11 protein-coding genes are annotated in these 14977 nt (G+C 65.8%); 6 read left to right on the plus strand and 5 right to left on the minus strand.

Annotated features, from left to right (window positions below; translation table 11 throughout):
• Positions 1 to 61: 61 nt before the first annotated feature.
• Positions 62 to 871, minus strand: coding sequence for an SDR family oxidoreductase (locus A9179_RS15445; RefSeq protein ID WP_187807105.1), 810 nt, complete (start codon positions 869 to 871; stop codon positions 62 to 64).
• A 127-nt stretch (positions 872 to 998) separates the two neighbouring features.
• Positions 999 to 1367: a DUF2784 domain-containing protein gene (locus tag A9179_RS15450; RefSeq protein WP_187807106.1), complete on the minus strand. Its 369-nt coding sequence runs from the start codon at positions 1365 to 1367 to the stop codon at positions 999 to 1001.
• A gap of 220 nt (positions 1368 to 1587) precedes the next feature.
• On the opposite strand from A9179_RS15450, the gene bfr reads away from it, so the two are divergent.
• Positions 1588 to 2058 carry a bacterioferritin gene (gene bfr, locus A9179_RS15455; protein WP_187807107.1) on the plus strand — a complete coding sequence of 157 codons (471 nt, stop codon included), beginning with the start codon at positions 1588 to 1590 and terminating at the stop codon, positions 2056 to 2058.
• Between the two features lie 117 nt (positions 2059 to 2175).
• Here the strand turns inward: bfr and A9179_RS15460 are convergent, their stop codons facing one another.
• Positions 2176 to 3471, minus strand: coding sequence for a dicarboxylate/amino acid:cation symporter (locus A9179_RS15460; protein WP_187807108.1), 1296 nt, complete (start codon positions 3469 to 3471; stop codon positions 2176 to 2178).
• Positions 3472 to 3831: 360 nt separating this feature from the next.
• Here A9179_RS15460 and A9179_RS15465 point away from each other — a divergent pair, with 360 nt between their 5' ends.
• From A9179_RS15465 to arsJ, 3 genes are read left to right on the plus strand one after another with little or no spacing between them, the layout of a single operon-like run.
• Entirely contained in the window at positions 3832 to 4188 is a 357-nt protein-coding gene (locus A9179_RS15465; RefSeq protein WP_187807109.1) for a metalloregulator ArsR/SmtB family transcription factor, read from the plus strand.
• A gap of 32 nt (positions 4189 to 4220) precedes the next feature.
• Positions 4221 to 5225 (plus strand): ArsJ-associated glyceraldehyde-3-phosphate dehydrogenase, encoded by a 1005-nt coding sequence (locus A9179_RS15470; RefSeq protein ID WP_187807110.1) that lies wholly within the window; start codon positions 4221 to 4223, stop codon positions 5223 to 5225.
• Between the two features lie 14 nt (positions 5226 to 5239).
• Positions 5240 to 6463 (plus strand): organoarsenical effux MFS transporter ArsJ, encoded by a 1224-nt coding sequence (arsJ, locus tag A9179_RS15475; RefSeq protein WP_187807111.1) that lies wholly within the window; start codon positions 5240 to 5242, stop codon positions 6461 to 6463.
• A gap of 39 nt (positions 6464 to 6502) precedes the next feature.
• On the opposite strand, the gene A9179_RS15480 is transcribed toward arsJ, so the two are convergent.
• Complete coding sequence (locus A9179_RS15480; protein ID WP_187807112.1) at positions 6503 to 7285, minus strand: TOBE domain-containing protein; 783 nt, start codon at positions 7283 to 7285, stop codon at positions 6503 to 6505.
• Between the two features lie 44 nt (positions 7286 to 7329).
• Positions 7330 to 11439, minus strand: a complete 4110-nt coding sequence (locus tag A9179_RS15485) for a bifunctional nitrate reductase/sulfite reductase flavoprotein subunit alpha (protein WP_187807113.1) — start codon at positions 11437 to 11439, stop codon at positions 7330 to 7332.
• A gap of 546 nt (positions 11440 to 11985) precedes the next feature.
• Here A9179_RS15485 and nirB point away from each other — a divergent pair.
• On the plus strand, positions 11986 to 14544 hold the full coding sequence (nirB, locus tag A9179_RS15490) for a nitrite reductase large subunit NirB (protein ID WP_187807114.1): 2559 nt from the start codon (positions 11986 to 11988) through the stop codon (positions 14542 to 14544).
• The gene (gene nirD / locus A9179_RS15495; RefSeq protein ID WP_187807115.1) at positions 14544 to 14921 is read left to right on the plus strand and encodes a nitrite reductase small subunit NirD; all 378 of its coding nucleotides are present in this window, start codon (positions 14544 to 14546) and stop codon (positions 14919 to 14921) included. Before nirB ends, nirD begins: the two co-directional genes overlap by 1 nt.
• Positions 14922 to 14977: the final 56 nt, after the last annotated feature.

Below are 14977 nucleotides of genomic sequence, written 5' to 3' on the forward strand. Positions count from 1 at the left end.
TCTCAGCAGACAAACAAAAAGGGCGGCCTGTGGCCGCCCTTTTTGCATCCGTCGCCGTGGCTCAGCTGCCGCTCATCTTGCTGCGCATCTTGTCCGACATCTGCGCCATCTGGTCGTAGAGCGCCTGCGGATTCTGCTGCTTGATCTGCCAGGCCATGCGGCCTTCCTCGTGTGGCAGGATCATGAACTCGCCCTTGGCCACTTCGTCGTAGATGTAGCTGGCGATATCCGCCGCGCTGATCGGGCTGCCTTCCAGCAGCTTGCCGACCTGCTGCTTCATGGCCGGGGTCGGGCCGCGGAAAGAGTCCAGCAGGTTGGTCTGGAAGAACGACGGGCAGACCACGTGCACGCCGACACCCTGGCCCTTGAGTTCGATCAGCAGGCTCTCCGACAGCGACACCACGCCGGCCTTGGCCACGTTGTAGTTGCTCATCGCCGGGCCCTGCATCAGCGCGGCCATGGAGGCGATGTTGATGATCTTGCCCTGGCTGGTCAGCAACTGCGGCAGGAAGGCCTTGCAGCCCTTGATCACACCCATCAGGTTGATCGACAGCTGCCAGTCCCAGTCTTCCAGGCTGAGTTCGCTGAAGAAGCCGCCCGCCGCCACGCCGGCGTTGTTGACCAGCACGTCGAGGCCGCCGAAGCGCTCTTCGCAGGCCTGGGCCACGGCGGTGAGCTGGCTGTAGTCGCGCACATCGCAGCGCAGGGTAAAGCCGTCGCCGCCGGCCTCGCGAACCAGTTTGAGGGTTTCCGCCAGGCCCGCTTCATTCACGTCGCACAGTGCCAGACGCCAGCCTTCGCGCGCCCAGCGCAGTGCAATTTCGCGGCCCAGGCCGGAACCGGCCCCAGTGATCATCATGCGGTTTTGCATACGGCTTGCCTTGTTCTGTGGTGAGGTGGGGCGAGTGTAGCCAAGGCCGCCGGCCCTGCCGCGTACCATCAGATGGCTGAATGACGACCAAGAAGAGCGCCCCCGGTCGCCGCCGACACCTACTGCCCTAAGCCGAGCGCCGGCACCGCAGCAACAGGCGCAGGTACAGCGCCAGGTTGAGCAATAGCACCAGGCTGCCCAGGCCGAGCTGGATCTGCGGCGTCAGGCCGGCGGGATAGATCAGCGGGATCAGGTAGTGCTCGACAAAACCGCCGCGGTAGCCGGCCTCACCCGCCGCCCGGCGCCAGTGGTTCTCCAGCGGCGTCAGCGGGCAGCCCAGGTGCAGCAGCTCGACCAGCACGCCCCAGGTCGCCGCCGGTAGGTGCAGCAGCGCCAGGCGCGGCCAGCGCAACACCAGCAGAGCGCCGAACAACACGAACAGGATGAAGCCCAGGTGCACCCACACCACGCCATCGGCCAGCAACTTGTACGGCATCAGAACACCCCCGCGTTCAAGGGGCGGGCAAACACTTCAAAACGCCGCGCAAGTGCGTGGAATTTTATCCCCCTATTCAATAACTTAGTCTCCAGATGCAGAAGTAAAACACTCTTATTAACATTAAATTTAATATATTTTTCAAACACTTATATTTGACGACCCTACAGCTGCGGAGCACACTGCAACATTAACGACCCCCATCAGGACGAGGCCCGACATGAAAGGCGACAAGAAAGTCATCCAACATCTGAACAAGATCCTCGGCAATGAGCTGGTGGCAATCAACCAATACTTCCTGCATGCGCGCATGTATGAAGACTGGGGTCTGAAAAAACTCGGCGAGCATGAGTACCACGAGTCCATCGACGAGATGAAACACGCGGACAAGCTGATCAAGCGCATCCTCTTCCTCGAAGGCCTGCCCAACCTGCAGGATCTCGGCAAGCTGATGATCGGCGAGAACACCAAGGAAATGCTCACCAGCGACCTGAAGCTGGAGCAGCACGCCCTGCCCGACCTGAAAGCCGCCATCGCCTACTGCGAAAGCGTGGGTGACTACGGCAGCCGCGAGATGCTGGAAGACATCCTCGAATCCGAGGAAGAACACATCGACTGGCTGGAAACCCAGCTCGGCCTGATCGAGAAAGTCGGCCTGGAGAACTACCTGCAGTCGCAGATGGACGAATAAGCCCGGCCCGCACACAGAAGCCCCGCTCCGGCGGGGCTTTTTCATGGGCGCAAAAAAAGCCCGTCACGAGGACGGGCCAGGAGAGTACCGCCCGAACAGGGGCGGTGAGGATAAGAGTCAGGCGGCCGGGCGCGGGAAGGTCACCTGCGGCAGCTCGGATGTGCCATTCAGCTCGCGGCGCAGGGTGCCCTCGTCGAGCTGCTTGCACCACTTGGCGACCACGATGGTGGCAACACCATTGCCGACCAGGTTGGTCAGGGCACGGGCCTCGGACATGAAGCGGTCGATGCCGAGGATCAGCGCCAGGCCTGCCACCGGCAGATGCCCCACCGCCGACAGGGTCGCGGCCAGCACGATAAAGCCCGAGCCGGTAACGCCGGCAGCGCCCTTGGAAGCGATCAGCAGCACTGCGAGCAGGGTGATCTGGTGGGTGATGTCCATCGGCGTATCGGTAGCCTGGGCGATGAACACCGCGGCCATGGTCAGGTAGATCGAGGTGCCGTCGAGGTTGAACGAGTAGCCGGTGGGAATCACCAGGCCGACCACCGACTTGTTCGCACCGAGCTTCTCCATCTTGCCCAGCATGCGCGGCAGCGCCGATTCCGAGGACGAGGTGCCGAGCACGATCAGCAGCTCTTCGCGGATGTACTTGATGAACTTGAGGATGTTGAAACCGTGGGCCTTGGCGATACCGCCGAGCACCACCAGCACGAACAGCACGCAGGTGATGTAGAAACAGACCATCAGCTGGCCCAGCTGCACCAGCGAGCCGACACCATACTGGCCGATGGTGAAAGCCATGGCGCCGAAGGCCCCGATGGGCGCGACCTTCATGATGATGTTGATGATGCCGAACATCACCTGGGCGATGCGATCGATGAACTCCAGCACCGGCTTGCCGTAGTCACCCATGCGCTGCAGGGCGAAGGCGAAGATCACCGAGAAGAACAGCACCTGAAGGATATCGCCGCTGGCGAAGGCGCCGACTATGGTGCTGGGGATCACGTTGAGCAGGAAGCCGATGGTGCTCTGCTGCTCGCCAGCGGCAGCGAAGGCGGCGATGCCCTTGGTGTCGAGGGTGGCGGGATCGACATGCATGCCGACGCCCGGCTGCACGATATTGACCACGATCAGGCCGATGACCAGGGCCAGGGTGGAGACGATCTCGAAATACAGCAGCGCGTAGCCGCCGGTCTTGCCCACCGCCTTCATGTCCTGCATACCGGCGATGCCGCTGACCACGGTGCAGAAGATGATCGGCGCGATGGCCATCTTGATCAGTTTGACGAAGCCATCACCCAGCGGCTTCAGCGCAACGCCGGTGTCCGGATAGAAGTGGCCGATGATGATGCCGATGGCGATGGCCACCAGCACCTGGGCGTACAGGCTCTTGTACAGCGGTTTGCGGGTCATGGCAGTTCCTCTCTTGCCGCGCCGGCCTCGATATCCACGAGGTGCGCAGCCGCGTTTAGCGCTAACCCTCCTGCACTGGAGGGATTTGTTGTGGGCTCCGCTGGGGAGCTGTAGCGCCAATTGCAGGGCCTGTGCCATTCCCTGAAAAATATTTAAACCCTTTAAAAACAAATACTTAATAAAAATTATCACGACTTTCGCTAGTGCTTTTGGCGGAAATCCGCCAAGCCTGTGGCGGGTTTCCCCCACTGCCGGATCACCAGGCTGCTGCACCAGCAGTCCACTGCGCGCTCGTTGCCGCTTTCACTAATATTCGATTTTTCATATATTCGAATAACCGTATATCCGGACACACCTTGCATGCGCGAAGCCCTGACCCCGACCAGCGTCTTCAAATGTCTGGCCGACGAAACCCGCATCCGCCTGATGCTGCTGGCCACCCGCGAAGACGAGCTGTGCGTGTGCGAGCTGACCTGCGCCCTCGGCGAAAGCCAGCCGAAGATTTCCCGCCACCTGGCCCAGCTGCGCAGCGCCGGCCTGCTGGCCGACCGCCGCCAGGGCCAGTGGGTGTACTACCGCCTGCACCCTGAACTGCCGCAGTGGGTACTGAGCATTCTGCGCACCAGCCTGGAGGCCAATCACGCCTGGCTCAGCCCCAGCACCGCGCGCCTGGCCGGTATGGATGGCCGCCCCGCGCGCGCCAGCACCTGCTGCTAGTCCTTCCACCTTCTCGTTTCAGGAATACCTCGATGACCATCAAAGTCGGTATCAATGGCTTCGGCCGTATCGGACGCCTGGCCCTGCGCGCCGCCTGGGGCTGGCCGGAACTGGAGTTCGTGCAGATCAACGACCCGGCCGGCGACGCCGCCACCCACGCCCACCTGCTCAATTTCGACTCGGTGCATGGCCGTTGGCAGCATGAGGCCAGCAGCGCCGGCGACTGCGTGGTGATCGCCGGCAAGTCGATCAAGGTCACGGCCAACAAGGCCATCGCCGATACCGACTGGAGCGGCTGCGATCTGGTGATCGAGGCCAGCGGCAAGATGAAGACCGTCGCCGTGCTGCAGGCCTACCTGGATCAGGGCGTGAAGCGCGTGGTGGTCAGCGCCCCGGTGAAAGAGGCCGGCGCGCTCAACGTGGTGATGGGGGTCAACCAGCAGCTGTTCGACCCGGCTGTGCACCGCATCGTCACCGCCGCCTCCTGCACCACCAACTGCCTGGCGCCGGTGGTCAAGGTGATCCACGAGCACCTGGGCATCCGCCACGGCTCGATCACCACCATCCACGACCTGACCAACACCCAGAGCATCCTCGACCAGCCGCACAAGGATCTGCGCCGCGCTCGCGCCTCGGGCATGAGCCTGATCCCCACCACTACCGGCTCGGCCACCGCCATCGCCGAAATCTTCCCCGAGCTGCGCGGCAAGCTGAACGGCCACGCCGTGCGCGTACCGCTGGCCAACGCCTCGCTGACCGACTGCGTGTTCGAGGTCGAGCGCGCCACCACGGCGGACGAAGTCAACGCCCTGCTCAAGGCCGCTGCAGCCGGCCCGCTGGCGGGTATCCTCGGCTACGAGGAACGGCCGCTGGTGTCCATCGACTACCGCACTGACCCGCGCTCCTCGATCATCGACGCGCTGTCGACTCTGGTGGTGGGTGGCACCCAAGTGAAGCTGTACGCCTGGTACGACAACGAATGGGGCTACGCCAACCGCACCGTCGAACTGGCGCGGCTGGTCGGCCTGGCCGGCTGAGCGGAAAGCCGAACATGCTCCGCACGCTGCCTCCATCCGTTCGCCAGTATCTGCTGGTAACCGGCAACTACTGGGCCTTCACCCTGACCGACGGCGCCCTGCGCATGCTGGTGGTGCTGCATTTCCACGGCCTCGGTTACTCGCCGCTGCAGATCGCCGCGCTGTTTCTGTTCTACGAACTGTTCGGCGTGGTCACCAACCTGCTCGGCGGCTACCTGGGCGCACGCCTGGGGCTGAACCGCACCATGAACCTCGGCCTCGGTCTGCAGGTGGCGGCGCTGCTCATGCTCACCGCGCCGGCCGTCTGGCTCACGGTACCCTGGGTGATGGCCGCACAGGCGCTGTCGGGCATCGCCAAAGACCTGAACAAGATGAGCGCCAAGAGTGCGCTCAAGCTGCTGGTACCCGCCGGCCAGCCCGGCACGCTGTACCAGTGGGTGGCGCGCCTGACCGGCTCGAAGAACGCACTGAAGGGCGTCGGTTTCTTCCTCGGTGGCGCCCTGCTGGCCCTGCTCGGTTTTACCGGCGCGGTACTGGCCATGGCCGCCGTGCTGGCACTGATCTGGCTGGCCAGCCTGCGCCTGCTGAAACAGGATCTGGGCAAGGCCAAGGGCAAACCCAAGTTCCGCGAGCTGCTGTCGAAGAGCCGGGCGATCAACCTGCTGTCGGCCGCCCGCCTGTTCCTGTTCGGTGCCCGCGATGTGTGGTTCGTGGTGGCGCTGCCGGTGTACCTGTCTGCCGTGTTCGGCTGGGATGTCTGGCAGGTAGGCGGTTTTCTCGCCTGTTGGGTAATCGGCTACGGCATCGTGCAGACCCTGGCTCCGGCCATCACCGGCAAGCGCAGCGGCCAGGTGCCGGATGGCCGCGTCGCCTGCATCTGGGCTGCATTGCTGGCCGGCCTGCCTGCCGCCATCGCCCTGGGCCTGGGCGCGGGCTGGTCGGCACACTGGGTGCTGCTCGGCGGCCTGTTGCTGTTCGGCGTGCTGTTCGCGGTGAACTCCTCGCTGCACAGCTACCTGATCGTCAGCTACGCCAAGGAAGACGGCGTGTCGCTGGACGTCGGCTTCTACTACATGGCTAACGCCCTCGGCCGCCTGCTCGGCACCCTGCTCTCCGGCTGGGTCTACCAGAGCCATGGACTGGAGGCCTGCCTGTGGATTTCCGCGGCGTTCGTGCTGGCGGCGGCACTGATCTCCATTGCCCTGCCCCGTCATGGAACCACGCAGCAGCCTGGCTAAGGCGGGTTGCACCCGCCCTACGGGCGACTCAGAGCGGCCCTACAACGTGCAGAGGATGATCTGCTCGGCGTCGATCAATAGCTGCAGCGCCTGACCCGGCTGCAACCCCATGCCCTCGACCTGGGCATCGGACAGCACGGCCACCAGCTGCCCGCCGCCATCCAGTTCGACCAGGGCCTCGCAATGCTCGGCATCGCGCCGCAGCTCGCCCAGGCGGCCGCTCAGGCGGTTGTCGGTAGAGCTGGCCACGGCATCCTCCGCCAGCAGGCGCACCCACGGTGCCTTGACCAGGGCGCACAGCTCCACGCCGGGCTGCAGGCCCAGGCGCTCCGTGCTGGCATGGGTGATCAGCGCCTGCAGCAACTGGCCGCCGGCCAGCCTGAACTCGACCCGGTCGTTGAGGCCTTCGGCGTGGATGGCCACCACCTGGCCCGGCAACTGGTTGCGCGCGCTGCTCCGCAGGCTGAGGCGCTCCATCATCTGCAGCAGGGATTCCAGCTGCGGATCATCGCCCAGGCGTTCGAGAAAGCGCCGGTGCTCGTCCTGGTAGCGCCGGTAAGACTCGATCAGCTGCTGCCCGGCCTGGGTCAGGCGCGTGCCGCCACCGCCCTTGCCGCCCACCGAGCGCTCTACCAGCGCGCTGCCGGCGGCATTGTTCATGGCATCCACCGCGTCCCAGGCCGACTTGTAGCTCATGCCCATGGCCTTGGCCGCCCGGGTGATCGAACCGCTCTCGGCGATGCGCGAGAGCAGCTCGATGCGTCCCTGGCCTGCCAGGTTCTTGCCATTGCGGGTGATCCAGAAACGTCCTTCGAGCTTCATCGCGCCTGCTTAACATGTCGGTACTTGCCGCCGATGTTAGCGTGTCAGTAGACGTCGCGCAGGTAGCGCTTGCCCTCCGCCAGAGCGCGAATGTACTCGGCGGCTTTCTCGTCGCTCAGCCCCCCATGCTCGCGGGCCACATCGCGCAGGGCCGTGTCGACGTCCTTGGCCATGCGGCTGGCATCGCCGCAGACATACACCTGGGCGCCGTCCTGCAGCCAGCGCCACAGCTCGGCGCCCTGCTCGCGGATGCGATCCTGCACGTAGATTTTCTCGGCCTGGTCGCGGGAGAAGGCCAGGCTGAGCTGGGTCAGCAGGCCGTCGCGCTGCATCGCTTGCAGCTCGTCGCGGTAATAGAAGTCGCTGGCCGCATGCTGCTCGCCGAAGAACAGCCAGTTCCTGCCGGCGTCACCACGGGCGCGGCGCTCGTGAAGAAAGCCGCGGAACGGCGCCACCCCGGTGCCCGGGCCGATCATGATCATCGGTACTTCGCCGTCCTGCGGTACGCGGAAGTGCTTGCTGGTCTGCACAAACAGAGGTACTTCGCCGTCCGCCACCCGGTCGGCGAGGAAGGTCGAGGCCACGCCCTTGCGCTTGCCGTAGCGCACTGCCGAGACGGTCAGGTGCACTTCGCCGGCATGCGCCTTGGGACTCGACGAAATGGAGTACAGGCGCGGCTGCAGGCGCTTGAGGCTGCCCAGCAGCTCGCCGGCGGCATGCTCGGCGGGAAAGGCCTGCAGCACATCGGCCAGCTGGCGCCCCCACAGCCAGTCCTTCAGTTGCTCCTTGTTGCCGAGCAGGCCGCGCAGCTCGCTATTCCCGCTGCGCTCGGCGATCAGCGCCAGGGCCTCGCTGCTCGGCCGGGCAATCTCGTAATGGCTGGTCAGCGCCTCACGCAGCGGCAGGTCGCCGACCTTGGCCACACTGACCAGTTGCTCGCCATCCAGGCCGGCCCGCTCGATCACCTCCGCAACCAGCTCCGGGCAGTTGCGCGGCCATACGCCGAGGGCGTCGCCGGCCTCGTAGGTGAGGCCCGAGTCGCCCAGGGCGAAGGCGAACTGACGGGTGTCCTTGCTCGCCCCCTCGCGGTTCAGGCGCAGGTTGAGCAACTGGCGCGCGGCGGCCGGCTGTTCCTTGCTCACGCTCACTGCAGTGACCGCCGCAGCCGGTATTTCGACCGGCCCCTGAGTGGTGTCCTGCTCCGGCTTAAGCAATGGCAGCAGAGCGGCCAGCCAGGCGTCGGCCGGCTCCTCGAACTCGGTATCGCAATCGACACGCTCGAGCAGGCGGCTGGCACCCAGCTCGGCCAGACGCCCATCGAGGTTCTTGCCGTGCTGGCAGAACTGGTCGTAGTTGGGGTCACCCAGGGCCAGCACCGCATAACGCAGCGCAGCCAGATCGGCCGAGCTGGCCTTGAGCTGAGCCCAGAAACCCTGGCCGCTGTCCGGCGCATCGCCGTCGCCAAAGGTGCTGCTGAGCAGCAGCAGGTTGCCGGCGCTGCCGAGTTTTTCCAGCGGGTAGCCGGACATATCGGCCAGCTCCACGGCGCAGCCGGCCGCCTTGAGCCGCCCGGCAAAGCGCTCGGCCAACGCCTCGCAGTTGCCGGTCTGCGAGGCCCACAGCAGGGTGACTGGCACCTGGGCGCCCGGCGCGGGCAAAACGGCCGTCGCCTCGCCGCCCAGCTGCAACGGCGCCCCCAGGGCCATGCGGCTGAACATGCCGGCCAGCAGGCCGTCCAGCCACAGGCGGGTGGGTTCGGCCAACGGCGCCTGGGGCGGCAGGCTGGGCACCCCGCCACCGGGGTTGGCGCGCAGGCCACCGATAAAGCCGGCCATATAGGTGCGTTCGCTCTCGCTAAGCGCTGGCGGCGCGCCAATGGCGAGGCCGAGCAGGCTGGCAAATGCGTCGATATGCGACATATCGAGTTCCTCGGACAAAGGTTCGGAAGAGGTCGGATCGCTCGCCGCGCTGGCGGGCGTCTGCAGGAACTGGTGGTCGATCAGCTCGACGCGGCGCAGGCTGACGGCGCAGGACTTGAATTCCGGCTGCTGCGAAATGGGGTCGACGGCGTCGCTGGTCACCGCGTTGATCGCCAGGTTGTCGCCGTACACATCGTTCCAGTGGAACGGGGCGAAACAGCCGCCGGGCAGCACGCGGTCGGTGACCACCACCGGCAGCACGGCATGGCCGCGGCGCGAGCGGATCTCCAGGTGATCCTTGTCGCGCACGCCGAGGTTCTCGGCGTCTTCCGGGTGCACCTCGACGAAGGGCCCGGGGTTGAGTTTGTTCAGGGTGGCGACCTTGCCGGTCTTGGTCAGGGTGTGCCACTGGTGCTGCAGGCGCCCGGTGTTGAGCACGAAGGGGAAGTCGGCATCCGGCATCTCCGCCGGGTCGAGGTGCGGGCGGGCGAAGAACTGCGCCTTGCCAGTAGGCGTGGCGAAGGCGATGGCCGGCGTGCTGCCGTCCTCGGCAAGCTTGAGCCTCTGGCTGATGCCGTCGTTGAAGTAGCGGATCGGCGCACGGTCGGCACCCGCCGCGCTCGCACAGGGCCATTGCAGCGGCGTTTCACGCAGGCGTGCATGGCTGGCGCCACGCAGGTCGTAGCCGGTCTTGGGATTGTGGAAGCGCTTGATCTCCTCGAACACCTCGGCCGCCGAGGCGTACGTGAAGGCCTCGGCAAAGCCCATGGCGCAGGCGACCTCGGCGATGATCTGCCAGTCGGCCATGGCCTCGCCGGGCGGCGCCACGGCCTGCTGCATCAGGCTCAGGTTGCGCTCGGAGTTGATCATCACTCCCTCGGCCTCGGCCCACAGGGCGCCGGGCAGGAGGATGTCGGCATAACGGTTGGTCTCGGTGTCGAGGAAGGCGTCCTGGGCGATCACCAGTTCGGCGGCCTTGAGCCCCTCGATCACCTTGCCGCGGTTGGCCATGCTGGCCACCGGATTGGTGCAGATGATCCAGCAGGCCTTGACCTTGCCCGCCGCCATATCCTCGAACAGGCCGACGGTGCCGCCACCCAGGCGGGTATGCAGGGTGCCCGGCGCTACGCCCCAGGCGTTCTCGACAAAAGTGCGGTCGTCTTCCACCAGCACCGAGCGCTGCCCCGGCAAGCCGGGGCCCATATAGCCCATCTCGCGGCCGCCCATGGCGTTGGGCTGGCCGGTCAGGGAGAACGGCCCGCTGCCGGGGCGACAGATCTTGCCGGTGGCCAGGTGCAGGTTGCAGATGGCGTTGGTGTTCCAGGTGCCGTGGGTGCTCTGGTTGAGGCCCATGGTCCAGCAGCTCATCCACTCCCCCGCCGCGCCGATCCACTGGGCGGCCTGGCGGATGGCGGCCTCATCCAGGCCGGTCAGCGCAGCTACGTACTCGGGGGTGTACTCGGCGAGGAAGGCGGGCATGACCTCCCAGCCCTCGGTGAAGCGCTCGATAAAGGCCGAGTCGGTGTGGCCGTTTACATGCAGCAGATGCAGCAGGCCGTTGAGCAGCGCCAGGTCGCTACCGGGTTTGATCTGCAGGAACAGATCGGCCTTGTCCGCCGTGGCGTTGCGCCGCGGGTCGACCACTATCAGCCTGGCCCCGGCCTTGACCCTGTCCATCATGCGCAGGAACAGGATCGGGTGGCAGTCAGCCATGTTGGCCCCGATGACGAAAAACACATCGGCCTGGTCGAAATCCTGGTAGGAGCCGGGCGGGCCGTCGGCGCCCAGCGACAGCTTGTAGCCGCTGCTGGCGCTGGCCATGCACAGGCGCGAGTTGGACTCGATCTGGTTGCTGCCCAGGTAACCCTTGACCAGCTTGTTGGCCAGGTACTGCGCCTCCAGCGACAGCTGCCCGGACACGTACAGGGCGATGGCGTCCGCGCCGTGCTCGTCGAGGATCGCACGCAGGCGCCGGGCGGCGTCGGCGATGGCCTCGGCCATGGGCGTGCGCACCGGCTCGCGGCTGCGCTCCGCGCGCGCATAGGCGTGCGCCATGCGTCCGGACTCGACCAACGGCTGGTTGCAGGAACTGCCTTTGGTGCACAGGCGGCCGAAGTTGCTCGGGTGCTGCTTGTCGCCCGCGACCTTGACCACCTTGCCCTCCGCAACCTGCATGACGATGCCGCAGCCAACGCCGCAGTAAGGGCATACGCTCCGTATCGTCTGGTCAGCCATGGTCGCTCCCGAGCCAAAAACAAAGGCGCCATGCCGCCCTTCGCAGCAAGCGAGAGCAACACGGCGCCTTTGTCGTGAATGGGCAACCTGCATTGATTGCCTTTGCTCGGGTATTGCAAGGCATACGCCAGACAGCGGCTTACCCGCGCCAATCCCCGCCCGGCGTGGCCTGGGGCGCTGCCGCAGTCTGCTGCGGGGCGCACCACGGCGAATCACAATGGGGCGACAGGCCGCCCGCGCGCCCCTTTTTGGTTCCAGCCGAGTTCTCCCCAAGCAGCCCGCCACTGCACGCACAGGCCCATGTTGCAGGGGCTGCAGGGCGCTTTCAGAAAGCTGGCACAACCACTGCATAGGTCGATGCAAGCCCGCCACATCCGGGCCGTCCATTCGATCAAAGGCGATCGACAGCCAACGCTGGCAATGGACATCAACGGCACCCGCATAGGGAGTCGTACAGAACAGGCAAAGGCGCCTGAGACCGCAAGGTTTCAGGCGCCTTTTTATTTGCCGCGCAAACAACCTGATGAGCTTTGGCCGGGAAACGCTATGAACAGCACAGTCGCCTCCACCCATGACAAGCAAACGCTGATCGTCGTCGGCAACGGCATGGTCGGCCACCACTGCGTCGAACAACTGATCGAGCGCGGTGCGCTGGCCAGCTACCAGGTGCATGTGTTCAGCGAAGAGCCGCTGCGCGCCTACGACCGCGTGCACCTCTCCGAGTACTTCGGTGGCCGCGATGCCGAATCCCTGGCCCTCAGCGGTGCCGAGCTGTACCAGACCCCGGGCGTGACCCTGCACCTGGGCGTGCCGGTGCTGGAGATCGACCGCGAGCGCCGCGAAGTGATCAGCGCCGACGGCTGCTACCCCTACGACCAACTGGTGCTGGCCACCGGCTCCTACCCCTTCGTGCCGCCGATCGAAGGCGCCGAGGGCAACTCGCGCCTGGTCTATCGCACCCTGGCTGACCTCGACACCATTCGCGCTGCCGCCAGCCAGGCCAAGCGCGGTGTGGTGGTCGGCGGTGGCCTGCTCGGCCTGGAAGCGGCCAATGCGCTGAAGTCGCTGGGCCTGGAAGCCCATGTGGTGGAGTTCGCTCCACGCCTGATGCCGGTACAGCTGGACGATCACGGCGGCCTGGCGCTGAAGGCGCAGATCGAAGCCCTGGGCGTCAGCGTGCACCTGTCCAAGGCGACCCAGTCGATCAGCGCCGGCAGCGAGTACCGCTACCGGATGAACTTCGCCGGCGAAGACTTCCTGGAAACCGACCTGATCGTGTTCTCCGCCGGCATCCGTCCGCAGGACGCCATCGCCAAGCAGTGCGGCCTGGAACTCGGCCCGCGCGGCGGCATAGCCATCGACAGCCAGTGCCGCACCAACGACCCCTACATCTATGCCATCGGCGAGTGCGCGGCGTGGAACGGCGGCATCTTCGGCCTGGTCGCGCCGGGCTACCAGATGGCCCGCAGCGTCGCCAGCCAGCTTTGCGGCGAAGACGCCGAGCCGTTCATGGGCGCGGACATGTCGACCAAGCTCAAGCTGCTTGGCGTCGATGTCGGTTCCATCGGCGACGCCCACGGCGCCACCGCCGGCTCGCGCAGCTATCGTTTCATCGACGAGGCCAACGCCAGCTACCGCCGCCTGGTGGTTTCCGCCGACGGCAAGCAGGCCCTCGGCGCCGTGCTGGTCGGCGACAACAGCTACTACGACACCCTGCTGCAGTACGTGCAGAACGGCATCGCCCTGCCCGCCGATCCGTCCGGGCTGATCCTGCCGCAAAGCGAAGGCACCCCGGCCCTCGGCGTCGACGCCCTGCCGGCCACCGCCACCGTGTGCTCCTGCCACAACGTCAGCAAGGGCGCGATCTGCGCCGCCATCGACGAAGGCTGCAGCGACCTCGCCGGCATCAAGGCCTGCACCAAAGCCGCTACCGGCTGCGGCGGCTGCTCGGCCCTGCTCAAGCAGGTGTTCGAGCACGAGCTGACCGCCCGCGGGGTCAGTGTCGACAAGAGCCTGTGCGAGCACTTCGCCTTCACCCGCCAGGAGCTGTACGGCATCGTCCGCGTGGAAGGCATCGAGAGCTTCGAAGAGCTGCTGGCCAAGCACGGCCGCGGCCATGTCGGCTGCGATATCTGCAAGCCGGCGGTAGGCTCGATCCTCGCCTCCTGCTGGAACCGCCCGATCACCAATGCCTCGCTGGTGCCGCTGCAAGACACCAACGACACCTTCATGGCCAACATGCAGAAAAACGGCACCTACTCGGTGGTGCCGCGCATCCCCGGTGGCGAGATCACCCCGGACGGCCTGATCGCCATCGGCGCGGTGGCGAAGAAATACGACCTCTACACCAAGATCACCGGCGGCCAGCGCATCGACCTGTTCGGCGCCCAGCTGCACGAACTGCCGGACATCTGGGCCGAGCTGATCGCCGCCGGCTTCGAGACCGGGCATGCCTACGGCAAGTCGACCCGCACGGTGAAGTCCTGCGTGGGCAGCACCTGGTGCCGCTACGGCGTGCAGGACAGCGTGGCCATGGCCCTGCTCATCGAGGATCGCTACAAGGGCCTGCGCTCGCCGCACAAGCTCAAGTTCGCGGTCTCCGGCTGCACCCGCGAATGCGCCGAGGCGCAGAGCAAGGACGTTGGCGTAATCGCCACCGAGAAAGGCTGGAACCTCTATATCAGCGGCAACGGCGGCATGCGCCCACGGCATGCCGAACTGTTCGCCACCGACCTGGATGACGACACCCTGATCCGCTACATCGACCGTTTCCTGATGTTCTACATCCGCACCGCCGACCGCCTGCAGCGCACCTCGGTATGGCGCGAGTCGCTGGAAGGCGGCCTGGACTACCTCAAGGCAGTGATCATCGACGACAGCCTGGGCCTGGCCAACGAGCTGGAAGCGCAGATGCAGCTGGTGGTCGATCGCTACGAATGCGAATGGGCGGGCGCCCTGAAGGATCCGGAGAAGCTCAAGCGCTTCCGTACCTTCGTCAACGAACAAGGCGGCGACCCGGACATCCAGTTCGTCGAGGAACGCGGCCAGCGCCGTCCGATCAGCGCCGCCGAACTGCAACTTATCCCCGCGATGGAGGTGGTCTGATGGGCCAGTCGAGCGCAACCGCAGTAGCCGAGCAACAACACCTGCAATGGCGCCCCCTGTGCAGCCGTGCCGACCTGGTGGCCAACTCCGGCGTGGTCGCCTGGGTCGATGGCGCCCAGGTCGCCCTGTTCTACCTGCCCGAACAAACCCAGGGCAAACAGCTCTACGCCGTGGATAACCGCGACCCGCAGTCCGGCGCCAACGTCATCGGCCGCGGCATCATTGGCAGCCTGGCCGGCGACCTGGTGATCGCCGCGCCGCTGTACAAGCAACACTACCGCCTGGAAGACGGCACCTGCCTGGAATACCCCGAGCAGCAGCTGCGCACCTGGCCGGTTCGCCTGCAGGGCGACACGGTGGAAATCGGCCTGGCCTGATCCCCGCCAGCCAGCCCGGGCCCGCCTCCGGTAGACCCGGGCTTTTTTACGGCAAG

Origin of the sequence: Pseudomonas alcaligenes (genome assembly GCF_014490745.1) — a bacterium.
Taxonomy (GTDB): domain Bacteria; phylum Pseudomonadota; class Gammaproteobacteria; order Pseudomonadales; family Pseudomonadaceae; genus Aquipseudomonas; species Aquipseudomonas alcaligenes_C.

What these genes read in the sequence shown, in the direction of transcription:
- A9179_RS15445 (WP_187807105.1), bottom strand. Translation starts at nt 871, where the DNA reads ATGCAAAACCGCATGATGATCACTGGGGCCGGTTCCGGCCTGGGCCGC.
- A9179_RS15450 (WP_187807106.1), bottom strand. Translation starts at nt 1,367, where the DNA reads ATGCCGTACAAGTTGCTGGCCGATGGCGTGGTGTGGGTGCACCTGGGC.
- bfr (WP_187807107.1), top strand. Translation starts at nt 1,588, where the DNA reads ATGAAAGGCGACAAGAAAGTCATCCAACATCTGAACAAGATCCTCGGC.
- A9179_RS15460 (WP_187807108.1), bottom strand. Translation starts at nt 3,471, where the DNA reads ATGACCCGCAAACCGCTGTACAAGAGCCTGTACGCCCAGGTGCTGGTG.
- A9179_RS15465 (WP_187807109.1), top strand. Translation starts at nt 3,832, where the DNA reads ATGCGCGAAGCCCTGACCCCGACCAGCGTCTTCAAATGTCTGGCCGAC.
- A9179_RS15470 (WP_187807110.1), top strand. Translation starts at nt 4,221, where the DNA reads ATGACCATCAAAGTCGGTATCAATGGCTTCGGCCGTATCGGACGCCTG.
- arsJ (WP_187807111.1), top strand. Translation starts at nt 5,240, where the DNA reads ATGCTCCGCACGCTGCCTCCATCCGTTCGCCAGTATCTGCTGGTAACC.
- A9179_RS15480 (WP_187807112.1), bottom strand. Translation starts at nt 7,285, where the DNA reads ATGAAGCTCGAAGGACGTTTCTGGATCACCCGCAATGGCAAGAACCTG.
- A9179_RS15485 (WP_187807113.1), bottom strand. Translation starts at nt 11,439, where the DNA reads ATGGCTGACCAGACGATACGGAGCGTATGCCCTTACTGCGGCGTTGGC.
- nirB (WP_187807114.1), top strand. Translation starts at nt 11,986, where the DNA reads ATGAACAGCACAGTCGCCTCCACCCATGACAAGCAAACGCTGATCGTC.
- nirD (WP_187807115.1), top strand. Translation starts at nt 14,544, where the DNA reads ATGGGCCAGTCGAGCGCAACCGCAGTAGCCGAGCAACAACACCTGCAA.